The 22,026-nt window shown below is 42.6% G+C and carries 22 protein-coding genes and 1 tRNA gene; 3 read left to right on the top strand and 20 right to left on the bottom strand.

Features of this window, described 5'->3' with window-relative positions:
• Positions 1-28: 28 nt before the first annotated feature.
• From KAH81_08065 to KAH81_08015, 11 genes are all read right to left on the bottom strand, one after another.
• The gene (locus KAH81_08065) at positions 29-2,017 is read right to left on the bottom strand and encodes a T9SS type A sorting domain-containing protein (GenBank protein MCK5833609.1); all 1,989 of its coding nucleotides are present in this window, start codon (positions 2,015-2,017) and stop codon (positions 29-31) included.
• Between the two features lie 29 nt (positions 2,018-2,046).
• Positions 2,047-3,255, bottom strand: a complete 1,209-nt coding sequence (locus KAH81_08060; protein MCK5833608.1) for a hypothetical protein — start codon at positions 3,253-3,255, stop codon at positions 2,047-2,049.
• The gene (locus tag KAH81_08055) at positions 3,240-4,127 is read right to left on the bottom strand and encodes a 4Fe-4S binding protein (GenBank protein ID MCK5833607.1); all 888 of its coding nucleotides are present in this window, start codon (positions 4,125-4,127) and stop codon (positions 3,240-3,242) included. The genes KAH81_08060 and KAH81_08055 overlap by 16 nt, the downstream gene beginning before the upstream one ends.
• Positions 4,128-4,316: 189 nt before the next feature.
• Positions 4,317-4,595 (bottom strand): integration host factor subunit beta, encoded by a 279-nt coding sequence (locus tag KAH81_08050; protein MCK5833606.1) that lies wholly within the window; start codon positions 4,593-4,595, stop codon positions 4,317-4,319.
• 55 nt (positions 4,596-4,650) lie between these two features.
• Positions 4,651-7,494, bottom strand: a complete 2,844-nt coding sequence (locus tag KAH81_08045; protein ID MCK5833605.1) for a LysM peptidoglycan-binding domain-containing protein — start codon at positions 7,492-7,494, stop codon at positions 4,651-4,653.
• A gap of 275 nt (positions 7,495-7,769) precedes the next feature.
• Complete coding sequence (locus KAH81_08040) at positions 7,770-9,014, bottom strand: hypothetical protein (GenBank protein MCK5833604.1); 1,245 nt, start codon at positions 9,012-9,014, stop codon at positions 7,770-7,772.
• 64 nt (positions 9,015-9,078) lie between these two features.
• Positions 9,079-9,483: a MerR family transcriptional regulator gene (locus KAH81_08035; GenBank protein MCK5833603.1), complete on the bottom strand. Its 405-nt coding sequence runs from the start codon at positions 9,481-9,483 to the stop codon at positions 9,079-9,081.
• A gap of 29 nt (positions 9,484-9,512) precedes the next feature.
• On the bottom strand, positions 9,513-10,124 hold the full coding sequence (plsY, locus tag KAH81_08030) for a glycerol-3-phosphate 1-O-acyltransferase PlsY (GenBank protein MCK5833602.1): 612 nt from the start codon (positions 10,122-10,124) through the stop codon (positions 9,513-9,515).
• The gene (gene der, locus KAH81_08025) at positions 10,121-11,440 is read right to left on the bottom strand and encodes a ribosome biogenesis GTPase Der (GenBank protein MCK5833601.1); all 1,320 of its coding nucleotides are present in this window, start codon (positions 11,438-11,440) and stop codon (positions 10,121-10,123) included. Before der ends, plsY begins: the two co-directional genes overlap by 4 nt.
• A gap of 196 nt (positions 11,441-11,636) precedes the next feature.
• A complete protein-coding gene (locus KAH81_08020; GenBank protein ID MCK5833600.1) occupies positions 11,637-12,920 on the bottom strand; it encodes a DUF512 domain-containing protein in 1,284 nt (427 codons plus the stop codon).
• 55 nt (positions 12,921-12,975) lie between these two features.
• A tRNA-Gly gene (locus tag KAH81_08015) sits at positions 12,976-13,048 on the bottom strand.
• A 231-nt stretch (positions 13,049-13,279) separates the two neighbouring features.
• On the opposite strand from KAH81_08015, the gene KAH81_08010 reads away from it, so the two are divergent.
• From KAH81_08010 to KAH81_08000, 3 genes are read left to right on the top strand one after another with little or no spacing between them, the layout of a single operon-like run.
• On the top strand, positions 13,280-13,468 hold the full coding sequence (locus KAH81_08010) for a hypothetical protein (GenBank protein ID MCK5833599.1): 189 nt from the start codon (positions 13,280-13,282) through the stop codon (positions 13,466-13,468).
• 9 nt (positions 13,469-13,477) lie between these two features.
• Positions 13,478-14,002: a DUF2975 domain-containing protein gene (locus KAH81_08005; protein ID MCK5833598.1), complete on the top strand. Its 525-nt coding sequence runs from the start codon at positions 13,478-13,480 to the stop codon at positions 14,000-14,002.
• A gap of 9 nt (positions 14,003-14,011) precedes the next feature.
• On the top strand, positions 14,012-14,224 hold the full coding sequence (locus tag KAH81_08000) for a helix-turn-helix transcriptional regulator (protein ID MCK5833597.1): 213 nt from the start codon (positions 14,012-14,014) through the stop codon (positions 14,222-14,224).
• A gap of 298 nt (positions 14,225-14,522) precedes the next feature.
• On the opposite strand, the gene gdhA is transcribed toward KAH81_08000, so the two are convergent.
• From gdhA to KAH81_07955, 9 genes are all read right to left on the bottom strand, one after another.
• Positions 14,523-15,887, bottom strand: a complete 1,365-nt coding sequence (gdhA, locus tag KAH81_07995; GenBank protein ID MCK5833596.1) for an NADP-specific glutamate dehydrogenase — start codon at positions 15,885-15,887, stop codon at positions 14,523-14,525.
• A 451-nt stretch (positions 15,888-16,338) separates the two neighbouring features.
• Entirely contained in the window at positions 16,339-16,518 is a 180-nt protein-coding gene (locus KAH81_07990) for a hypothetical protein (protein ID MCK5833595.1), read from the bottom strand.
• Between the two features lie 340 nt (positions 16,519-16,858).
• The gene (locus KAH81_07985; GenBank protein MCK5833594.1) at positions 16,859-18,298 is read right to left on the bottom strand and encodes a radical SAM protein; all 1,440 of its coding nucleotides are present in this window, start codon (positions 18,296-18,298) and stop codon (positions 16,859-16,861) included.
• Between the two features lie 38 nt (positions 18,299-18,336).
• Positions 18,337-18,849, bottom strand: a complete 513-nt coding sequence (locus KAH81_07980; GenBank protein MCK5833593.1) for a hypothetical protein — start codon at positions 18,847-18,849, stop codon at positions 18,337-18,339.
• 28 nt (positions 18,850-18,877) lie between these two features.
• Positions 18,878-19,312 carry a DUF1416 domain-containing protein gene (locus KAH81_07975; protein ID MCK5833592.1) on the bottom strand — a complete coding sequence of 145 codons (435 nt, stop codon included), beginning with the start codon at positions 19,310-19,312 and terminating at the stop codon, positions 18,878-18,880.
• 62 nt (positions 19,313-19,374) lie between these two features.
• On the bottom strand, positions 19,375-19,836 hold the full coding sequence (locus KAH81_07970; GenBank protein ID MCK5833591.1) for a small multi-drug export protein: 462 nt from the start codon (positions 19,834-19,836) through the stop codon (positions 19,375-19,377).
• Positions 19,837-19,854: 18 nt separating this feature from the next.
• On the bottom strand, positions 19,855-21,501 hold the full coding sequence (locus KAH81_07965; GenBank protein ID MCK5833590.1) for an AarF/ABC1/UbiB kinase family protein: 1,647 nt from the start codon (positions 21,499-21,501) through the stop codon (positions 19,855-19,857).
• On the bottom strand, positions 21,502-21,795 hold the full coding sequence (locus KAH81_07960; GenBank protein MCK5833589.1) for a polyhydroxyalkanoate synthesis regulator: 294 nt from the start codon (positions 21,793-21,795) through the stop codon (positions 21,502-21,504).
• 45 nt (positions 21,796-21,840) lie between these two features.
• A partial coding sequence (locus KAH81_07955; protein MCK5833588.1) for a hypothetical protein occupies positions 21,841-22,026 on the bottom strand: 186 nt, incomplete at its 5' end.

Raw genomic sequence — 22,026 nt, 5'->3', positions numbered from 1 at the left:
TCTCTCCCTTGAATTTTAAGTTAATAAATTATTTAGCAAGAAGTATCTTCCTGGTAGTAGATTTTTCTTCAGTTATAAGTCTAACGAGATACACACCACTTGGCAAGGTTTCACAAGTAGTAGATTTTCCGTTCCAAATAGCTCTCTGGAGACCAGCTCCGAGCTCACTATCAATAATTTGTGCAACATGACGACCCGAAAGGTCGTAAACATCGAGCGAAACAGAAGCTTTCTTTGCAAGCTCGAACTCGAGCGAAACCGCAGAGTTGAAAGGATTTGGTGAAGCCGAAACTATAAGCGGTTTCGCTGGAAGATTGACTCCATCCGAAATCCCCATACCCTCGCGAAGAAAAGAAAGGACATCATCCATCAAATCGTTACGAACAGTCTCACCATTAATGGCTTCGAAGGGAAAAGCAAAATAAACAAGTCTATATGTCCCATCGAATATCACTCCTGCAACATCTGTTGTTCCGCTATAATTGAAACACTCCACTCCTCCACCTGTCGTCGAAATAGTACTTGGATATGGCGTAAATGCTGCACCATCGCCGGTAAAAAGGGCAAGTGAGGTCCCAGCAAACGGACCTGTCGATGAAGCGGTTAGATTATAGACGCCAGAATCATCGGTAAGATAGGTCGCTTTAAATCTGTTGCCATACCAAGAGCTAATTCCTTCAGTGTCGCAATAGTAACCTAGGTCCTGACTTGACATGAACAGCTTGCCGCCGGCATCGAGATAATCGCCGATAGCCGTTTGGTCTTCGGTTGAAAGCAAGTCGCTCCAGTCCGCGCTAGTAAACCAGATAACTATCTCGTATCCAGCGAGATCGGCGGAAGAAAGAGTCCCTTCTTCTCGATTGTGAACCATAAAAACTTCGCCGAGATTTGTTAAAGCGTTGCTATAGTAGGTCTCGTAGCTATTTCCCTTGTCGTCGTCCACGAGGAGAACACTTGGAGAATGGCTTAATGTATATACAGCGCTTTCTGTCATACCACTATTTAGCGATGTAATATTAATCTGAACGGAACCGACACCCGGTCCACTTGGATAAAAATCAATAGCAACATCGGCTGTATCACCTGCGGCTAAAGTTATAAGACCCGAATCAGGAAAACAGCTCGATCCCGCGCAGAAACTTGCCGACCAGCTGGCAGGTAGATATTTATCCAGTGTTATAACATAATCGTCGCTGTTGGTGCCCATATTCTCGATTACAGCTCCGTCACCTAATACAACGATAGCTGTGTCCGCCCATATTACACCATTAGTAACACCCGGTTCAAAGGAAAAGAAATATGGCGGATCGGGCATATCTACATTACATGAATTATGAACATTGTAACCTGTCGTAGCAGCTGACATGTCTTGCACCCATACAACATATCTGCAATAAGCTACTACCCATCTACTTTCCGCAATTATCGGAATGAAAATATCCTGTGTTCCAACAGTCGATAAATCTACAACTTGTCCATCTTCATCTGGGAACATGCTCATAAGAGCGTCGCCAATCCAAAATTCTCCATTCGGCGCACTGGGCAAATAATTTTCATCTTGGGCTACAGCCACGAAAAGGCGGTTATTTGTGCCGACGATAGAAGCCTCGACATCGAGTGTAACGATAAGACCGCTGTCAGCAAATACAGCATTGAGACCCAAATTGGTTGCGGTTGAAATTTCAGCGACGACTTCGGATCTCGTGGCTCCCCAACTAGATAACTTCTTGCCATCAACTGCAACAGAAGGAACACCGGTTACGGAATAATGTGACCAGCGAGCTTCAGTAGCCTCCGGAGCACCAACATAAAAAGGATCGCTCGACGTAGGCCAATCGACATGAATCTCGATAACATTGATATCATCTCCATAATCATCGTGAATGGCATCTATCGTATCACCACAAGCTGGACAATAGCCACAGGAAATATTAGTGAATCTCTCTATGAAAGGCACCTTTACCGCAGCAAAAGATGTAATTATTATAACTAAACATAAAACCAGAGCAATTCTCATAAACCGCACATTAGCCTCCTTGAACAAGATTAAAAATTAAGAATACCGGGGGAACATAGAATATCTTCGCCTTCGGTATAGACTCCGTCCATATCTCTTTGAAACCAAACTATATATGAATAATCTGCCGGAGTCCCTCCAGGCGGGATGTCGATTTCGATTAACTCGATATAAGTAGCCTCTCCATCCGCTAAAACAATTGTCCCAGAAACCGGATAGGAATAGAATTCCATAGGGACATTATAAAAATCGGTCATTCCGTTAATACCCGGCGGATCGCTGTAAGTTCTATGTTTTTCGACAACAGCAATCTTTATAACCCCTTCGACAGAAATACCATTTGCAAGCGCTCCAATGAATACATCACCGTTGGATTTAGCTATACCCCAAAGCTTAATCTTTGAGGCATCATTTGCATAAGAAATGTAATTATCGACATAGGAGGTAATAGCTGATATTGATGAAGGATCCACTATGGGTTTACCGGCAACATATACTTTCGGAATACCAACGAAATTATAATATGTAACTCGTCCATCATGTATATCGGGATTGGCAACATGAAAGGGATCCGTGCCACCGGACTGCTGAGGATGCCATTCAATCGAAACAACCGAATCGCCAAAATTCTCGACAACCTGATGCACAGATGCCGCTGCACCTGGACAATTCGTGCAATTGACATGCGAGAATTCCTCGATTAGAACTCGCGGACCAAATTCCAGATCGAATGCAACATCGGTTGTCTCACTCGAAGATGTCGATACGGTTTGACTGTAGGAACCTTCAAAAACCCATCCTTCCAGAACAACCTCATGACCACCTGAAGAAATCGGTATAAAAGCCGGCGTAAATGCCTCGGCGGGAATACCGTCTATGAGAATAGACACATAGTCGTAATTGGCAGTAATATTAAGAAAAGCCGTATCGCTGGATGCTGTAAGCTCGAAAAACGCCGTGTCAATTACGTCTTTTTGAAGCGATACAATAAGGCTTTCAGGATCAACAACATAACCGATTTTTGCTACCTTAACACAATAGGATTTAACATCGAGTTCGATCTCTGCAGGTGTAGTCCAAGAAGTCAATATTTCGTCGATATAGACAAAAGCTTCATCAATATCTGAAAGAACGACAAGTGTTCCTTTATCGGTATCAGGGTGAGTAGGTTTATCGCCGCAGGCTAGCAAAAGTATAAAAACGGCCAAACAACATAAAGACATTAATCTGCCGAACATGAATCTTTGGTCTCCTTTTGAGCAACGTTACTAAAAATCGTCCCAACGCTTATAGAGTTGAATTTGCAGGCTTCAAGACAATCTCCGCATCTTATACACTCAGAGTTATTTGGGTCTTCATATATACTTATATCTACCGGACAAACCATTTTGCAAAGATTACAATGCGTGCAAGTGCTTTCATCCACGCGAAACTGTAAAAGACTCACTTTATTGAATAAACCTAAAATAGCACCTAGCGGGCAGAATACTCTACAAAAGGGTCTTTTTGTTATCAAGAACGCAATAATAAACAAACCCAATATAATTATCTTAGATGTAAAAAGCCACCCTAAAAGCCCCTTCAGATCAGGATGAAGTAAAACTTGCGGGATACCTCCCTGAAATGCACCCTGAGGACAGAATTTGCAGAACCACGTGACTCCGGGCGCCCCAAATTCCCCCGGCTCAGCAGATAAAATAGGAGCTAAAATAACAAGCCCAACAAGAAAAAGATACTTCCCCCAACTCATCCATTTTGGGAGTGTGATTTTTGGCAATTTGAGCTTCCTACCCAATTTATATTCTAAATCCTGAAGTAAACCAAAGGGGCAAATCCACCCACAAGTAGCCTTGCCAAGTAAAAGACCGAAAGAGGCCAGCATTCCGATAACATAAAATGGAATTAATTTAAGCGCAGCAAAATGTTGAATGCTCCCCAATGGACATGATACCTTAGCCGAAGGGCAAGCATAACAATTTAACACAGGCCCAACAAGACCTTTCAGCCTTCCTTGGTATATCTGAGGATTCCCATCCCAGGCCGTAAAGTGTGAATTTACAAGTAGCGTTCCGATTATCTGGCTGAAGCGCCGAAGTAACAAATGTTTCATAGTTTTAGATATGCTATTAGCCGATCCCTATACAGGAAAGGCATAGAATTGAGGCATTCGTCAATACTTCCTCGAAATCCCCAAGGTTTACTCCATATAAAATGGAGATGACAGATAAGCAAAGGAGAACAATAAAACTTATTCTCCTGAGCTTTAACGACTTAGATGGTTTTTTATAACTCTTCATCCTTATTTCTGAGGAATCATTGCTTTAAAGGCTTTGCTCGGCTTAAAAACCGGTATTACCCTTTCGGTAATTGGCACTGGATCTCCCGTCCGTGGATTTCTAGCTATTCTTGGTTTGCGAGCTTTTAACTTAAATGTTCCAAAGCGCCGAATTTCAATGTTCGAACCCTCATACATAACTTCCTTAATAGCTGTGAGAAGACCCTCGCAAATAACCGATGTTTCAGTTTTAGTGAAGCCAGTCATTTCGGCTACTCGTTCCACAAGGTCGGCCTTTGTCACAACATTAGCTCTTTCTGCACCCATCTTACTCCAATCTTTTAGTTTTTCCAAATTTTTATTTTATTTTAACCTTTAAAATATCTCCCACCTTTAAGCGATTGGGATTTATATTAGAGTTAGAATTTAATATAGCATCGGGAGTAGTGCCATATTTTTTGGCAATACCCCAAATCGTTTCGCCCTGTTTTACACAGTGTGTGAGAAGAGTCGAACCTCCTCCAAATCCAGTAAGACCTTCTAGGGTTTTTATTTCCAATACCTCCCCTATACTTAAATTCGAAGACGTCTTCTCATTCCATTTCATTATATCCTTAACCTTAACATCGTATTTGACAGCAAGTTGACTCATGTTCTCCCCAGATTGAACTGAATGCCGTATAGTTTTTAGTTTTCTCGATGGCGAAACCACCGGAGAAGTAACGCCATGAATCTCTAATTCCTCTCCTATCGCTAAAACATCTGTTTTTTTGTTGTTCCACTCCTTTAAATCAGCAACGCGAACACTATAATTCGCGGCTATACGACTTAAAGTCTCTCCGGATTTCACCGTATGAACAGTGATCTTATTATTTTCCTTATTAATCGTCGAAGTTCTTATATTCAATTTTTCGCCGACAATTATTTTATCTGAAGACTTCGAATTTTGTGCTTTGATATCCGAGGTTGAAACACCGTAATGAAGAGCTATAGTAGAAAGCGTCTCACCGGATTTAACAGTGTGGACTAATTCTGTCTCGGGACCGACATCGGTAGCTGAAGCCTCATCGGTATATATGGCAAGCTTATCCCCTATCTGGAGGCGTGTATTCTTTTTATTGTTCCAACGCTGTATAGCCTCAACTGTGACACTATATTGACCAGCGATCTTGCCAAGATTATCACCTTTCTTAACTGTATATGTAATTTTTTTCCTGTTTTCGGTGTATCCGCCGTAAGAGGCCGGAGAATCGCCGATAATATTGAGCTTCTGACCTATACTAAGCGTTACATTTTTGCTGGATAGACCGTTCCATGAAACTAGATTAGACACGTGAACATCATAGCGGCGCGCTATAGACCATAAAGACTCGCCCTTCTGAACAGTATGAACAATTTTACCCTTGGGTGTTTTCTGTGATTCACTTGCAAGAACAGTTAGCTTTTGACCGGGATAAATCGTCGATTTACGATTGATAGAGTTCCATTTAAGTAGTTCGTTTGTCGAAACACCAAACCTCGCGGCTATGGTCGAAGGTGTATCGCCCGAGCAGACTGTATAGGTCGTTTTTGTTTTTCCTCGAGGGATACTAAGGCGCATTCCCGGTTTTATCACAGCGCCTCGTTTAAGCGAATTAGAAATGAGCAATTCTTCTAATGAAACTCCGTTATCGTTCGCTATCTCGGAAAGCGTATTTCCCTTTTTAACTACATGATAAGATGAAACCGACACCGGCGTTTTATTCGATAATACCGCCGATGGTGACGCTCCTTTAGCTGCAAGACTCTTCGTAGCCGATGGCGAAACAGGTATAATAAGCTCCTGTCCTATTCTCAATCTGTGTGCACTACGAAGCTTGTTCGCATCTGTTAAAAGACCCACCGATGTGCTATAATGAAGGGCTATTTCAGAAAGCGTTTCGCCTTTTTTAACTTGATGCCGCGCCCACACCGTTTTCTCTCTCTCGGGTATAGCGGCATATCTTGTGGGAAAATCTCGGGCTTTGCCCTCGGGAATACGAACTTCATACGATGTTGCATCTGGAGGTGTGCAATATCGAAGCACTTCGGGATTTAAAATCTGAATAAAGGAAAGCGTCGTATCGGTGCATTGAGCAATAATATCCAGATTCGTTGGATCATTAACCTCGATTGTTTCATATTCATAGGGCTTGTAGTATTCGGATGAAAAGCCATAGGCTTCTGGGTCTTTGGCTATGATCAAGGCCGCAAGATATAGCGGAACATAGTTTCTTGTTTCAGTGGGCAGCTCCAGTTCCCAGTAATTATCAGTTCCCTGCTTTTCTATCGTGCGCTTAATCCTGCCATCACCGCAATTATATGCAGCCAGACAAAGCTCCCAGTTACCGAATTTCCTATATAGTCTATTGAAATAATCCGCTGCGGCAATCGTTGCTTTTTCCGGATCGCGCCGTTCGTCGAGCCACCAATTTACGTCAAGACCAAACATTCGCCCAGTAGATTTAATAAACTGCCACATACCTACCGCATGAGCCCAACTGTATGCATTTGGAGCAAATCCCGATTCAATAAGAGGTAGATAAGCTAGGTCTAAAGGTAATCCCTTTGAAGCCAGTATCTCTTTTATCATAGGGATGTATCGACCGCTTCGTTTGAGCCATTCGCCAAATGGTTCGCGGGCATCCGTTTGGAAGTAAATTATCTTCTCCTTGACTTTGTCATTCCAAACTACCGGAATATCGAACTCTCCCATTAATGCCTTTGGAAGATCTCCTGCAAGCTCTGCAAGACGCTGTTTAGTGAAATCAGTTAAAGCCAAACCCTCGAGGGCAGCCGAGAGAACTACAGGAGCTGCGGAGACTTCTAGGCTATCTGTATGAGCAAGAGCAAAACGATAATCATAAGCTATCTCACGCAATAACAGGTCAGTAAGAGTCGATAAATCCTCATCGTCGGCTGCGTCTATTTGAGCGATAAGACGAAGAGCTTCATCAAAATAAGCGCGTGCGGAATCCCAATCGCGCTTCATGTTATAAACAACGCCTTCCGCATAAGCACCTTCGGCAGAACGAAGAAGCTCATAGGCAGGATTGGACTGTTCCTCGTATTCGAGAATGCCCTCTGTTACCGATGCTTTTTTATGCAATTCGGTTGTTGCACAACCGAAAAACATCAAGACAAAAAGACTCGTTAATCCTATGAGTGCTAATCTAGTTTTCATCCTCAATTTTGCTCTAACTTCTTGAACGCCTTTCACTAATGAAACTTATAAATCTGTTTACCGCTTATGTCAATGTATTTTTTTCATTTACGAGATTTTTTTTCTTTTTTACATCAATTTTATATCAAGCAAATCCTTATTATACGGTAGTTTAGCGCATTCTCTTAAGAATAGAGTTAAAAAACTAGCGCTACTTTGCTACTAGCAAAGTAGCATACAAGATTTATGGTAAAGCTTATCGAGAAAAAAACAGAAAAGTCTTAATATATATTTGGCTATTTCAAGTAGAGAAGCCTCTTGTAAACACTCTTGCAACCCATCCTGGCATGAACAAGATAGACACCGGATGTCATTGTTTCATCAGGCATCCATGTGAATTCTAAGGCCCCAGAGGGCAACTGTGTGGACCCTTTTTTTAATACTATATGATAATCATCTACAGTGCAGCAGTCGGATAATTCGGCGACTTGCCTACCAGATAAGTTAAAAATTCCCAAAGCAACACTGGAGGATATTCCCATCGGACATTCAGGTGCATTGATAGTAATTTTCACTGCCGAATTGAAAGGATTCGGATAGGCGTAAATCGCCATTTTTGCCGGCCTCGCAGCTTCCCCTATAGATGTAGTATCACTTATAATCCTAAAAATTACTGTATCCACAGGCTCTAGTGAAGTCAGTATAACTGCCGTAGATTCGGGAATGACATTCAAATCTGGATGGGGATATACCGCTCTAAGATTATATAATCCCCTCGATGGACAACTGATGCTTGCAAAACCGCAAGCATCGGTCCAAACAGGATACCAATATGGCGAAACCTCAGAACTCCATTCAACAAATAATGACTCGACAGGATTCTCCAGTGAATCTAGTGCATTAATCACGAACCAATAAGGCGAACTAACAATCGAATCCATCATAATAAAACGAGTTTCAGCTAAGGGATGGGTGGCTCCCAGAAATATTGTATCCACTCCTGGAACGCTAAAATAGCCACCGTGTTTGGCAGTAACTAAATAATCCCCTTCATCGGTTAGCGAAAAAACAACCCTCCCGCCATAATCGGTAGAATCAATCAACAACGAAGAAGAATCTCCATCAAGACAACATGCAACTTCAACACCCTGAAATGCGTCTCCTGAGGAATCCGTAGTCCAAACAGTTAATTCGAAAATCGGGATACTGTCGGGACGAAGAACAAAATTCAAATCTGAGAGGGTATCCTCGTAACCGACATATTCAAGATAATACTCTGGGATAGAATTGAAACCAGTAGGAGAAGAACAAAGAATAAAGCACGAATCACTCATGCCGGGCAACAAATCAATAGTAAGGCAATAATTCCCGATCGAATCCGTGGATGAAAATACTGGCGTTGGAGAAGAATAAAGCAATGCAAAAATATCAATATCAACAGCTGGATCGCCATCCCAATATTCTGCTTTTCCAAAAACATATGCTGCTTCAACATTGAAAGCTAGTAATAGTAACAGGAATATTGCGATTATTTTTTCCATCTTAATTTATCTCTTAAGCAAAACTTTAATTCCTTCGAACACCTCCAAAGCCTTCAATTAAAATCTACTTCGATTTAGCTCCAAGTAATGAAAGAACCTCACGAAGACTATCCCTAATCTCGATGAGTTTAACCTCGAAATCACCATTCATGCCGGAATTTTCGATGTTAGTATCCTCATTACTTTCAAACTCATTAAACGAGACTGTGCCGGGTTTGTATCCATCGGCTCTGAGTTTCCGAATTTGGCGCTTAGCGCCTTCTATAGTGTATCCTTCGGTATAAAGTAGTTGCTTTATCAGCTTCACTATCTCAATATCTTTATTACGATAAGCCCTGTTGCCAGCTCTATTCTTCTTTGGGTGCAGAATCGAAAATTCAGTCTCCCAATACCTTAAAATATGGGGCTTCAGACTAGCCAATTTGGCTACTTCAGTAATCGAGTAATACATCTTTGTCGGCTTCGCCATAACCGCTCCAATCCTAAAATATAAATTTTTTACTTTTCGCTCTTAATTGGTTTTAATTCTTTGCCTTTAATAAGCCTCTGTATATTACTTCTATGCGAAAATATAATTATTGCTGGAAGAAAGATAGCATATACCTCGATAGCTATGTGGTGAGCATCAATAAAGCTCCCGAAAATTAAAATCGATATCGAAAAAACGCATGCTGCAGCGAGTGAAGCAATGGAAACAAACTTGAAAACAAAAAACACCACCCCGAAAAACCCAATTGCAATAATAGCAGCTGGCCAGGAAATTGCAAAGGCTGTTCCAAGTGCAGTATTTACTCCCTTACCACCCCTAAAATTGATCCATATTGGAAAACAATGACCAATTATTGCTGCTATAGCCACAGCGACATGAAGCCATTGATTAGTCGGCCATAAGTGCATCGACAAAAGCACAGGGAAAAAACCTTTAGAGACATCAAGGACAGTCACAATAATAGCGTAAACTATACCTAGACTACGGGCAACATTAGTAGCGCCGGTGGCTGCGCTTCCTGTTTTGCGAATATCTCCACCTTTACGCATCTTGTAAATGATATACCCAAATGGCATCGAACCGAGCAAATAGGCGAATATTATCGCTAAAGCGGTTGTCATACAAGTTCCCTCTCGCGTTTATGTTCGCGAAAGACCACTTTTATTGACACACCCTCGAAACCATATTCAGAGCGGATCGAGTTGATAATGAATCTCTTATAATTCTGAGAAATAAATTTAATTCCCCTACAAAATAACACAAAAACAGGTGGATTAATTCCCTCCTGAGTGGCATATAGAATATTCGACCTCTTACCCTGAACAATAGGAGGGGGATTCTTTATTTTTATTCTTTCAATAAAATTGTTAAATTCTGATGTAGGGATTCGCTTTTTACGTTCTTCCGCAACGGTTTCGAGCAATTGAAGAACTTTCCTGACCCTTTGTCCAGTTAACGCGGAAAGTGTAATTAATGGTGAAAACCTGAGGAAATTAGCCTCAGCAAGTATTTCTTTTCTTTTTTCCGCTGCAGTGTTCGTTTCAGCTTCGATAAGATCCCATTTATTAATTCCGATAACAATGCCCTTAATAAAATCTATGGACATGCCAGCAATACGCTTGTCCTGTTGCTTGAACCCCACTTCGGCATCGGTTAGAAGGAAAACCACGTCGCTACGTTTAACTGCAGAGACTGTCCTCAATGAACTATAATACTCGATACCATATTGCTGTTTTCTAAGAAGACCAGCAGTATCTGTAAAAACCCATTTTTTACCATTATAGGTGAAATGTGTATCTATTGGATCTCTGGTTGTTCCCGGCCTTGAATCGACTATAAGTTTTTCCTCACCTAGTAGTTTATTTACAAAACTAGACTTGCCAACATTGGGTTTACCAATCACTGCAATTCTTATCTCGCCGTGAGATTCCTCTCCCTTCCCTGATTCAGGCAATACTTCCATTATACGATCTAAAAGATCGGCTACTCCCCTTCCATTTTTTGCTGATATAGAATGAGGTTCACCAATCGCTAAACTCCATGCATCGGCGGCCATTTGTATTTCTTTTTCAGAATCGATCTTATTAACAGCAAGCAAAACCGGGAATTTTTCAATTCTAAGTCTATTGGCAATCTCTTTATCCTCTGGAGTAATCGTTTTTTCAACAACAAAAATGACAACGTCAGCTTCTGAAGCCGCTATTTCTGCTTGCTTGGTTACTGAAAGCTCCATTTCGCCGCGAGGTGCAATTACAAGCCCTCCAGTATCAACAACAACTAGGCTTCTAGACCCCCAGTTAACCACAGAATAGTTTCTGTCTCTAGTAACACCGGGCGTATTATCGACCACTGCATTGTTCGATTTAGAAAACCTATTGAACAATGTAGATTTGCCTACATTTGGTCTGCCGATTATCGCAACAATGGGCAATCCCACAGCCGTTAACCTCCATATACCGAAGTTTTATCATAACAATAGGTTACAGCGTTACTCTACCAAAACGACATAACCCCATGCTGTAACTGATTAAAGTATATTTAATATAGACTATGAAGTCAAGGTCTTTTTAAAGTATAAGCTATAACTTATTATTATATATGATTTTAGCGTTATTATATACTTTTGTATTATTTTAATTATTTAATATAACTTCTTGTATTTCAGAAAGATAGGACATGCCGCTCATAACACGTCCTTTTACGCTTGTCTGGAGGGTTTCGATACTCATTCCATCAAGAAATAAGCCATCTTCATTTAAAACTTTAGGTGGAAGAAAAATATAATCCGCATCAGAATTGGAAATGACACTTACTATGTCTTTGCCTGTTAATAAATTAGCTACATTCACTTTATTTCCCCAAAAGCTGTTTTTCACTCCAATTATGCGCGTTAAACACCCCTTAATGCCAAGGTCTTTTGGTAGCAGTTTCTTAAAAAGCTCCGCCGCAGATAGACCTGTAACAATATCTATAGTTTTATCTGATAAAATATTAGCTATCTTATTATCGTTTAAAGCATTAATGGTGTCGTCGATGAAAAGTCTAGCCATCCCCACACCATTTTCCAACTGTGGATAATCATCGTAATAGTCGCTCTGAGGAAAATTCTCTCCAGCTAAAACAAAAAATTCATCGGCAAGTTGCAGAAACTCAGGCCTTTCAATGGAATCCCTTATGTTGTTTGACATAAAGATTATATCCTTCGCCTGTTCAAAATTTATTGATTCTAAAGAGGCTAATTCCCTGCGATAGTCAGTGATACCTAGAGGAACAAGTGCGCATGATAAACTATTCTCACCAAGCGAATAAAGCTTTTTTATTGTCGATTCGAGTTGCTTAGTGTTAGAATTATAGCCCGGCACAACGACTATTTGAGAGTGGATAGCAATGCCGTTTTCCGTTAGGTGATGAAGCAGAGGAAATATTGGCTTTATCTTTTTATTACTTAATAAATTACGTCTTATTTCCTCATCGGTTGAATGAACACTGATATAAAGTGGCGACATCTTCTGTTCAATAACTCGTTTTATCTCCCATTCGGGTGTGTTTGTCAGTGTAACATAGTTACCATAAATGAAGCTGAATCGAACATCCTCATCCTTAATATATAGGCTATCACGAAGGCCTTTAGGTTGTTGATCGACAAAACAAAATACGCATTTATTACCACAGTGCCTTATTTTGAGAGGTTCTACTATAATTCCCGAAGGCTTTAAGCCGAGATTTAATAATCTTATTGGAATTTCTTTATCGCCACGCTCAATAAGAAGATCGATATAGGTTTCACCTTCGATATAAAACTCGATATCCAAGGCATCACGTATAGTTTTCCCGCCTGCAGAAACTATAACATCGTCCTTCAATAAACCTGCTCTATTTGCAGGTGATCTAGGTTCTATCTCAACTATTTGAAGCACTAGGTGAAATACCTTTCCCAAAAAACAAAAAGGCTCATGGCCTTTTTATTAAAAAAGCGGGCGACGGGATTCGAACCCGCGACAGCCAGCTTGGGAAGCTGAAACTCTACCAACTGAGTTACGCCCGCACTCAAGCGATATTATAATAACCTGAGTAAACAATATGTCAAGGCTAAAAAATGGACTTGTATAATATTTTGTAAAAAGCCTTTTTGCTAACTTGCAAAACGTATAACAATCAATAAATATCGCTATTTATATATATTTTATCGTTTAACGATAAAAAGTTCTTGACATTCGTTTTTTTATTCTTATTTTGTCCTTTGAAGTTGAGAAATTTTAAAAACGGAGGTTTCAAAATGTCGAGGAAAAACAAAACTAATTTCAGTGAAGTCGATGAGGAAAAAAACTCGAAAAAAACAAACGCTATAGCTAACGCCGAAAATGCAGTCGATAAGATAGCATCGGCAATGATGTTCCCTCTTTTGGCCCTTTCTTTGGCGATAATATTCTTCTTCGACCCTTCAACAGGTTTTATTTTTATTTAAGGGGTAACAATGAGAAGAATAAAATTAGCAAGCAAAATTTTTAGAATTGGCGGACAATTTATATTCTGGATCACACTTGTCTCCATTCTTATTCTTGGAATTCTCATGGTCTTTTACAATAACTTCCCCGATGATATCCAATTTACCTTCGATCGCCAAATAATACCGGTAACCGACCTTGTTAGGTCTGCTCGAATACCGATAATCATAGCGATTTGGGCAACAATCGCCGTTTTTCTAAGAGGAATATGGCACGGTAAAGAACTTTTTCGACTTTATGAGCAAGGCAAAATCTTTTATGCAGAAAATATCATGCGCATACGCCGAATCGGCGAAACACTTATACTATTTGCAGTTGTAAAAGCAATTGCAAGTTTTGCCATAACTTCGGTGCTTCTCTCCGAGGAGGTGAAAGCGCAGCCCGGCTTAATTATAAATTTGACCGCACTAATCATAGGACTACTCATTTATGTGGTCTCATGGATAATGGACGAAGGTCGCGCACTACGCGAAGAACAAGAACTAACAATTTAGGAGCATGAAATGTCAATAATAGTAAACCTAGATGTCATGCTCGCAATTCGTAAAATGAAACTCAACGATCTCGCAGAAAACGTGGGAATAACACCTCAAAACCTCTCTGTATTGAAAACAGGCAAAGCCAAAGCTATCCGTTTTTCCACACTTGAAGCAATATGCAAAACCCTCGATTGCCAACCGGGCGATATTCTTGTCTATGAAGAAAATAAAACTTAATTTCTATCTCTTAAAAACCCACCCCTATTAAATAGGCGACCAGAAACTGATCGCCTATTGTTATCTCTAATCACAACTAAATAAATTACACTCGTTATCGATCAATCTTGCGATATGCAAAATTCAAAATAACATAAAGCGCTGGCGCGGGTCGAGTGGTAAAGGTATGAAGGGGATTTTTGCGGGAAAAATATTCGTGATTCTATCGAAAAAACCGATCCCTATTTATTTTAAAAGAAATTCCCCAAGCTATAAGCTCGGGGAATTTTCTTTAATAGTCCTGGTCTAGGCCTAATATCTAGGAGATTGGGCCTTGCTGGATCATCGAATCCGCAACCTTGATAAAACCAGCAATATTAGCACCATTAACATAGTTTGTATAACCATTCTTAGTTCCGTGCTCGACGCACTGCTGATGAATAGCTTTCATGATGTTTTTGAGCTGGTTATCTACTTCCTCAGAAGTCCAGTATATATGCATCGCGTTTTGCGTCATCTCCAGTCCGCTAACAGAAACGCCACCTGCATTGGAGGCCTTGCCCGGCGTGTAAAGAAGTTTGTTTTCAATAAAAACATTAACAGCTTCGGGCGTGCTTGGCATATTCGCACCCTCACTAACACAAATGCCACCATTCTTGATTATATTCTCGGCATCGGCTTTATCTAATTCGTTCTGTGTAGCGCAAGGTAGATAAACATCGGCTTTAACCTCCCATGGCCTCTTGCCGGGGAAGAACTGTACACCAAATTTGTCCGCATAATCCTGAACCTTATCGCGGCAACTGGCGCGCATTTCGAGCATGTAGTCGATTTTCTCGCCCTTGATCCCGTCTGGATCATAAATATAGCCATCAGGGCCGGAAAGGGTAACTACTTTAGCTCCAAGATCGTTACACTTGGTTACTGCACCCCATGCAACATTACCGAAACCAGAGATAACGACAGTCTTGCCATCGAGTGAATTATTCTTGGTCTTCAACATCTCCTCGGCGAAATAAACAACACCGAAACCGGTGGCTTCAGGACGAACGATGCTTCCACCCCAATTTCTACCTTTACCAGTGAGAACACCTGTCCATTCGTTGCGAAGCTTTTTATACATACCAAAAAGGTAGCCGATCTCGCGACCACCAACACCAATATCACCCGCTGGAACATCGGTGTTAGGTCCAATATAACGGACAAGCTCCATCATAAAGGAATTACAAAAACGCATAACTTCACCCTCTGATTTACCAACAGGATCGAAATCCGAACCACCCTTGCCACCACCCATGGGAAGCGTAGTTAGCGCGTTCTTGAAAACCTGCTCGAAAGCAAGGAATTTAAGAATACTAAGATTTACACTACGATGGAAACGAAGGCCGCCCTTATAAGGACCTATGGCACCGTTCATTTGTATCCGGAAACCGCGATTTAACTGAACATCTCCCTTATCATCAACCCATGGCACACGAAACGTGATAACTCTCTCAGGCTCGGCCATTCTCTCAAGAATCTTGGCTTTTTGATATTTCGGATTCGCCTCGATGAAAGGCATAAGGCTCTCTGCAACTTCATACACTGCCTGATGGAACTCTGGCTGACCCGGATCTTTGGCTTTAATCTTCTCCATGAACTTTGCTAATGCGTCTGACATTTGTTCTCCTTCTTGAAAATCCATTTTAAATAATTAGAACACACCCGGTGCACAATGCACCTTGTAAATAGCTTTAGAACATATCTTCCAAGGATAACAAAGTCAACGAAAAAGCAAAATATTTCTCATGAAAAACAACGAGGAGTTAATGCTGGATAATTGCTAATTTATTGTTAAACAAGATAATAGTGCATTCGTTATTAATTAAGCCTATTTCGTGATGTAATTTTTTTTACCAAAATTGCACAAAAAGATTTGATACAGTCCGATTTTCATCCTATACTACACTCTACTCCCCCACTGTCAGGGGGGATTTACTGAGAGTGAAAAAGCTTATGCGGTTGAGGCATGCCTGGACCCTGCGGTTTGTAAAAACAAAATTAACACAACCGCAACAGCCATCAAGTTAAATGCTACTTAAGAAGCGACCCCGCCGGCTGGCACGCTATTTTCTACGTCCGATTTGGAATATTTGTCACATTATGTCGGACGAAAATATCGCGCCAGCCGTCGGCCGGTGCCGACCTACATTACTTCCACAGTATCCTCGCTGGCAATCCCCGGTTACGGTTCCGATTGTCTGATCGTCGGCCTGGACAATAAGGTTGCCGATCTGCAGCCACTCATCGACCGTCTTACACTTTTCCAATGCCATAATCTCCTCCTTCCCCCGATGGGGGTGTTAGTTATTTTTCTCCAAATTTTTCTTTCCAGGTTTTCTGTTCAACATCGAGGACCGCAATAAATAATCATTTTTCCCCTTTCCGCACATTTTTGTGCCATTTCAAATAGACCACGTGTTTCGTAACTGATATTTCGGCGAATTTACGCATTTGTTTGTCCTTTGAAATACATTAAATAAGTTTGCGAATGTTGCTCCATAACCTTTTGAACCAATTTATCGGCTTTCTCAACCAGTTATTCATAATCTCACCTCCTTCTATTTCTATAGACCGTGATTGCGTGTAAGCAATATTATATTTCCAGTTGCCCGCTCACGATTCGCGATAGTGTTTTTCCCATATCGGGTCGAGCAATTTCGCGACTTCATCGTCGTAGCGGAGCATCGCATCGTAGTATTCCTGGTCGTGCAGACACAGCGCCGCCGATGGATAACCCGGCTTGGCATCGGTTTTGATAAATAGGTCGTGCGCCACTTTGTGGTGGTCGCGTATGAAACAAGGCCGTATTTCATTGCCCTTTTCATGTGGCGGCTTCTGGTAATTATATGAGCGCTGCCACTCGCGCACGCCGGAGAAAAGGTCGGAGAACAGCGCATCTGTCAGCGTTTTTCCCTGTGCGTAGAGATCGTTGATGTTGTCCTTCCAGAACGGGACGAAGACGCACGGGTAGATATTGCCGTTCCAATCGATATACAGATAGCCGCACGAACGACCGCCGGCAATACATCCATAAGAGAATGTTCCACTGTTCCAGAAATCGGCGAAGAAGAGCCGTTCTTTGCGGACAATCTCCTGCTCGCGTGCCCACATGTTACGGCGCATTTCCGGCGGAACCTGCTTTTTTACTTCGACCCCGCGCCCGATTGGCATATACTGGAAGAGCCATTCGTAAAGCACGCCCTGCTCGTCAAAGTAGAACTTTATCATCTCTTTCGAGATAAGAAGTTCGGCATTTTCGGGGGTTGCCGTCACCGAGATACCGAACGGCACACCGGCATTTCGCAGGTTCTCGAAAGCGGTAAGGATGCGTTTGTATGTTCCTTTCCCACGGCGTTCGTCGGTTTCCTTCTCGAATCCCTCGACCGAGATTGCCATCGTCATATTCCCCACCTCGGCGAGTCGCGCTGCGGTCTTTTCGTCGATAAGCGTGCCGTTTGTATAGACGAGGAAATACTGCTCCGGGTGCCGCCTTGCGATTTCGATAATGTCTATATCGCCGTCGCGCCACATAAACGGTTCGCCGCCGGAAACAACGGTGAACCAACTGCCCCATTCGTTGTATTTCTCATCGAGTATTTTCTCCACAGTTTCCGCTGAAAGCGACGGCATATTTTTCGGAGCGCTTGTAGCATAACAATCTTTGCAGCGCAGGTTACATGTTCCACCGGGGGAAATAGTCAGGAAAGCTGGTGGATATAGTCCGTATTTATCTTTAAACTTGTTCTTTGTTTGTTTGTGAGCATTACCCAAAAACTCTCGCAGAAACAAATTGACCATTTTATCGCGCACTGCCGGTGAACCGTTGTCGTATGCTTTGAGCGCGGCACGCACAACATTCGATGCGATATAAAACCTATCCTCTCTTTGACGCCTGGAACCGAGTTTAATTGGGTCGCCCCTATCAACATATAATTTCCGTCCCACCTTTTCCAGAGGCGGCACGGCGACCTTCCAGACACCGACTATGCTGCCGATGTTGGCAACCTGCTTGGTCAGGAAATTGGTGATAGGGCTTTCTTTTACGATTGACATTTTACTGCCTCCTTAGTTTTATTTATTTTCTCAATATCCTAATACTGAGAAATCTCATCGACCTCGATAGTTTTTACTGTCCATTCGATTGTTGAGAAATCATTTTCAATTCCCGTGGAACTATGGTAATAAACAGAATGCCCATCGAATATTTTTATAGGGGCATCATCCATTACATAACCCAGTGAATCATCATCGTCAAAACGAGCGGGCCATCCTGTAACTTTCGCACAGTATGACGAATAAACCATATAATCTGCGGTTTCAAACCATGCTATAATATCAGCAAGCACGACATACTCCTCGCCATATTTTTCCTGTCCATTTTCGATAGCATCATCTATAGCATCTTGAAAATCCGGAGTCGAGCCGAGACCGGCAAATGAACCTGAACAATTTTCTCCTTCGACCCGCTCGGCAGCATAAATCAGTTCTCTCCCTTGGTCGTTGTAGCTGTTTGGCACGGACAGCCCATTATCGATTTTTGTGCATCCGATAACCATAAACAGCGCCATCGATGTAATGAAGGCGAAAACCGGTATCTGTTTCATAAAACGTCCTTTCAATTAGCATCACCGGTCAATGAAGCAACTGATAGAGCTTTGTGATATCGATATTTTCGATATCGTCACCATCATCGACATGGACAGTCCGGGGGATTGTGAGTCCTGTGAGTGTGTCCGTGTCGCCGTAGTAGCCGAGTCTGTCCGTATCCGGGTCAAAGATGATGTTACCGTTAGCATCGTCGATTGCCGCTACATAATGGTCGCCGACGCTTACCTCGATCATTGTGTAATCTCCGCTCGAATTCGTTATCATCCCATTCGAGAGGGAAATTCCCGAGCTTACGGAATCCCCCGCATCAAGCAGGATGACATACGCGCCTGAAACAGGCTCTCCATCGTTGCTGACATTACCGGAAATGGTTGTTGTGAGTTCTTCGACAACTTCTTCGCAGCCAATCATAGCGATAGCCAGAACAAGTGCCAGCGCTGTAATCATAATGGTTCTCATTTTACTGTCTCCTTGTTTTTATTTGTTTTCTCAATTAGATAACATCATTAAATTTCTTATGTTCAAAATCCTAACATGGCCAATATTCCCTCTATCCCCACAACAAAGAGCATGCATCCGACGACCGACCCGGCGGCGATTATTAGCACCGATTGTTTTTTGGGCATGTGTAGGAGATGGGTTATCAATGTTCCGATTGTAACTCCGCCTGCACCGGGTATTGCTACCAATAAAAGTATTCCGAGTTGTCCAGCGTGTAGAAACCACCGGTAAAATCGCTTTTTTGAGAGCGCGGACTCCCGATGATCCAGATTCTCGTGAAGCCAGCGAAGCGGCCCGACACGGTCGCAGGCTCCTGTTAGTATCCATCGGAACAACGGTATTTCTGTGAAATCCACTATCAACACCAACGCACCGATTTCCCAGACACTAAAACCAACCGCCAATCCGTAAGGGAACGACAGCTTTTTTCCCATTGCGAAGTGTATGGCAATAAGAATCGGTATGTGCAGTGCAGTTGGCATTTTATTACGTCTTATCGATTAGAAATACTTTTTTCTCAATATGTCGAACACTAAATAAAGTCCGAGGACAACGCCTACTCCATAATTTATCAGGCTAAATAACGGGAAACCGAAGAGTTGCGGTCCTTTGTCTATGGACATCACGAGCGCCGAGGCTATCAGCAACGCGGCAATTATCAGCGCGGACGATATTCGATTACTCGCATTACTTATCTCATCCGTTACCTGTTCCAATCTGCGGTGTTCCAGCTTTACGCTCAGACTGCCCGACTGTAATTTTTCGGTTATCTTATCCAGTCTTCCGGGGAGTTTCAGCGACGCCCTGAGCGCATCTTCGAATATCGCTTCCGCGGACTCGAACAGTTTCTTAGGACTCCAACGCTCGAGGAGATACCTCTTCACATATGGCTGAAGGAATTCCACCGTATTGAAATTCGGGTCGAGCGCTTTTCCAACCCCCTCGACAGTGATAAGCGCCTTGCATTGAAGCGACAGGTCGGCGGGGAGATGCAATCTATGGCGGCGAAATAGCGCAAAAACATCGTCGCCGATTTCCTTTACATTCAGATATTGCAATTCCAATCCGTAGTATTTGTGCGTGAGTAATACAATATCTCTCCGCAACTCAGTTTGGGAAATCCCGTCCGGTAATTCGCATACGGCTTCGAGTCCCCGCATGAAACGGTTTATATCTTCATCGATTACACCGGAAATCATATTGAAAAGCGCTCCCCGAACCCTATCGTCAACAAAGCCGACCATCCCATAATCCAGCGGCGCTATCACGTTGCCCGGCAAAACGAAGATATTCCCCGGGTGCGGGTCGGCGTGGAAGAAACCGAAGTCGAAGATCGAGCGGACAATCAGCCGTGCGCCCCGCTGCGCTACTAACTCGGGCGATAGCCCGGCGGCTCTCAACTTTTCGATCTCGGATATATTGATCCCGTCGATAAATTCCATTACGAGCACGCTTTGACCGGAAAGTTCGGGATAGACCTTGGGAATATGAACGGTTTCGTCCCCCTTGTATAACGCGGTAAAGCGTTCGATATTCCTTCTTTCCCAAACGAGGTCGGTTTCCCGGCGAAGCGACCGTGCGAACTCATCTACAAAGGACATCGGATTAATATCCGATATTAGCGATGAATAATGCTCACCGATTTTCGTAAGCTGTTGCATAAGTGCAATATCGTTTTCTATCTGTCGACCGATATTCGGTCGAAGGACCTTTACCGCGACTTCCTCGCCGTTTTTCGTTGTTGCACGATAGACCTGAGCCAGTGATGCCGCCGCGATAGGTGTCCTGTCAAATTTCGCAAAAACATCGTCGATTGGAACGCTATATAGTTCGCTCAAGATCGGTTCGATCTTGTCGAATGAAACCGAGGGAACTTCGTCCTGGAGCTTGCGCAGTTCGTCGCATACGTCGAGCGGCACAATATCCGGACGAACACTAAGTATCTGCCCGATTTTCACGAATGTGCCACCCAATTCCTCGAACGCCATGCGAAGCCGCGCCCCACTGGACAATCGTTCGATACCGGGCATTTTCTTGATCGAATGAAGATTTAGAAAATGCCCGGTTACCTCGACAACGCCCCACCGAACAAAAACCTGCAGTATCTGCGTGTATCTTTTCGTGCGATGTGGAACGTTCGATTTCATCTACTTCAACTTCTCCTTCAGGGCGTTAATTTGCCCCTTGAGTTGTGCGATGTCGTCCTTGGTGGCAACCTTTGCTTTATCGACCGCCTTGCGCACCGCACTGTCGATCAGATCGGTTACCTTCTTTTCCTGTTCTTCCGCCCGTTCGAGGATCTTCTTCACCAGTTCAGGCTTTTCATCAACTGCGGCTTCGCCCTTCTTGACGAGTTCGTCGACGAGCTGTTCGGCTTTTTCCTTGGTTATGGCGATTGCACCAAAACCCAGATAAAGCCCTTTTTTGATTGTGTCGAACATTTCATACCTCCGTGTTAGAGTTGTTTCACATATATTTGATAGCACTTATAAATTCTCGCGAGTTTCATTTGCCGGGATGATTTCATATTTCATTGTGCCGAAATCATTTTCAATTCCCGTGGAACTATGGTAATAAACAGAATGCCCATCGAATATTTTTATAGGGGCATCATCCATTACATAACCCAGTGAATCATCATCGTCAAAACGAGCGGGCCATCCTGTAACTTT

It is taken from the genome of bacterium (assembly GCA_023145965.1).
Lineage (GTDB): Bacteria > UBP14 > UBA6098 > UBA6098 > UBA6098 > UBA6098.
The sequence above is the reverse complement of the archived record's forward strand: the minus strand, read 5'-3'. Positions and strand labels throughout refer to the sequence as shown.

Excerpts from the sequence above, each read along its gene's own strand:
- KAH81_08065 (MCK5833609.1), bottom strand. The coding sequence starts at position 2,017 with ATGAGAATTGCTCTGGTTTTATGTTTAGTTATAATAATTACATCTTTT.
- KAH81_08060 (MCK5833608.1), bottom strand. The coding sequence starts at position 3,255 with ATGTTCGGCAGATTAATGTCTTTATGTTGTTTGGCCGTTTTTATACTT.
- KAH81_08055 (MCK5833607.1), bottom strand. The coding sequence starts at position 4,127 with ATGAAACATTTGTTACTTCGGCGCTTCAGCCAGATAATCGGAACGCTA.
- KAH81_08045 (MCK5833605.1), bottom strand. The coding sequence starts at position 7,494 with ATGAAAACTAGATTAGCACTCATAGGATTAACGAGTCTTTTTGTCTTG.
- KAH81_08040 (MCK5833604.1), bottom strand. The coding sequence starts at position 9,014 with ATGGAAAAAATAATCGCAATATTCCTGTTACTATTACTAGCTTTCAAT.
- KAH81_08035 (MCK5833603.1), bottom strand. The coding sequence starts at position 9,483 with ATGGCGAAGCCGACAAAGATGTATTACTCGATTACTGAAGTAGCCAAA.
- plsY (MCK5833602.1), bottom strand. The coding sequence starts at position 10,124 with ATGACAACCGCTTTAGCGATAATATTCGCCTATTTGCTCGGTTCGATG.
- KAH81_08010 (MCK5833599.1), top strand. The coding sequence starts at position 13,280 with ATGTCGAGGAAAAACAAAACTAATTTCAGTGAAGTCGATGAGGAAAAA.
- KAH81_08005 (MCK5833598.1), top strand. The coding sequence starts at position 13,478 with ATGAGAAGAATAAAATTAGCAAGCAAAATTTTTAGAATTGGCGGACAA.
- KAH81_08000 (MCK5833597.1), top strand. The coding sequence starts at position 14,012 with ATGTCAATAATAGTAAACCTAGATGTCATGCTCGCAATTCGTAAAATG.
- gdhA (MCK5833596.1), bottom strand. The coding sequence starts at position 15,887 with ATGGATTTTCAAGAAGGAGAACAAATGTCAGACGCATTAGCAAAGTTC.
- KAH81_07990 (MCK5833595.1), bottom strand. The coding sequence starts at position 16,518 with ATGGCATTGGAAAAGTGTAAGACGGTCGATGAGTGGCTGCAGATCGGC.
- KAH81_07985 (MCK5833594.1), bottom strand. The coding sequence starts at position 18,298 with ATGTCAATCGTAAAAGAAAGCCCTATCACCAATTTCCTGACCAAGCAG.
- KAH81_07980 (MCK5833593.1), bottom strand. The coding sequence starts at position 18,849 with ATGAAACAGATACCGGTTTTCGCCTTCATTACATCGATGGCGCTGTTT.
- KAH81_07975 (MCK5833592.1), bottom strand. The coding sequence starts at position 19,312 with ATGAGAACCATTATGATTACAGCGCTGGCACTTGTTCTGGCTATCGCT.
- KAH81_07970 (MCK5833591.1), bottom strand. The coding sequence starts at position 19,836 with ATGCCAACTGCACTGCACATACCGATTCTTATTGCCATACACTTCGCA.
- KAH81_07965 (MCK5833590.1), bottom strand. The coding sequence starts at position 21,501 with ATGAAATCGAACGTTCCACATCGCACGAAAAGATACACGCAGATACTG.
- KAH81_07960 (MCK5833589.1), bottom strand. The coding sequence starts at position 21,795 with ATGTTCGACACAATCAAAAAAGGGCTTTATCTGGGTTTTGGTGCAATC.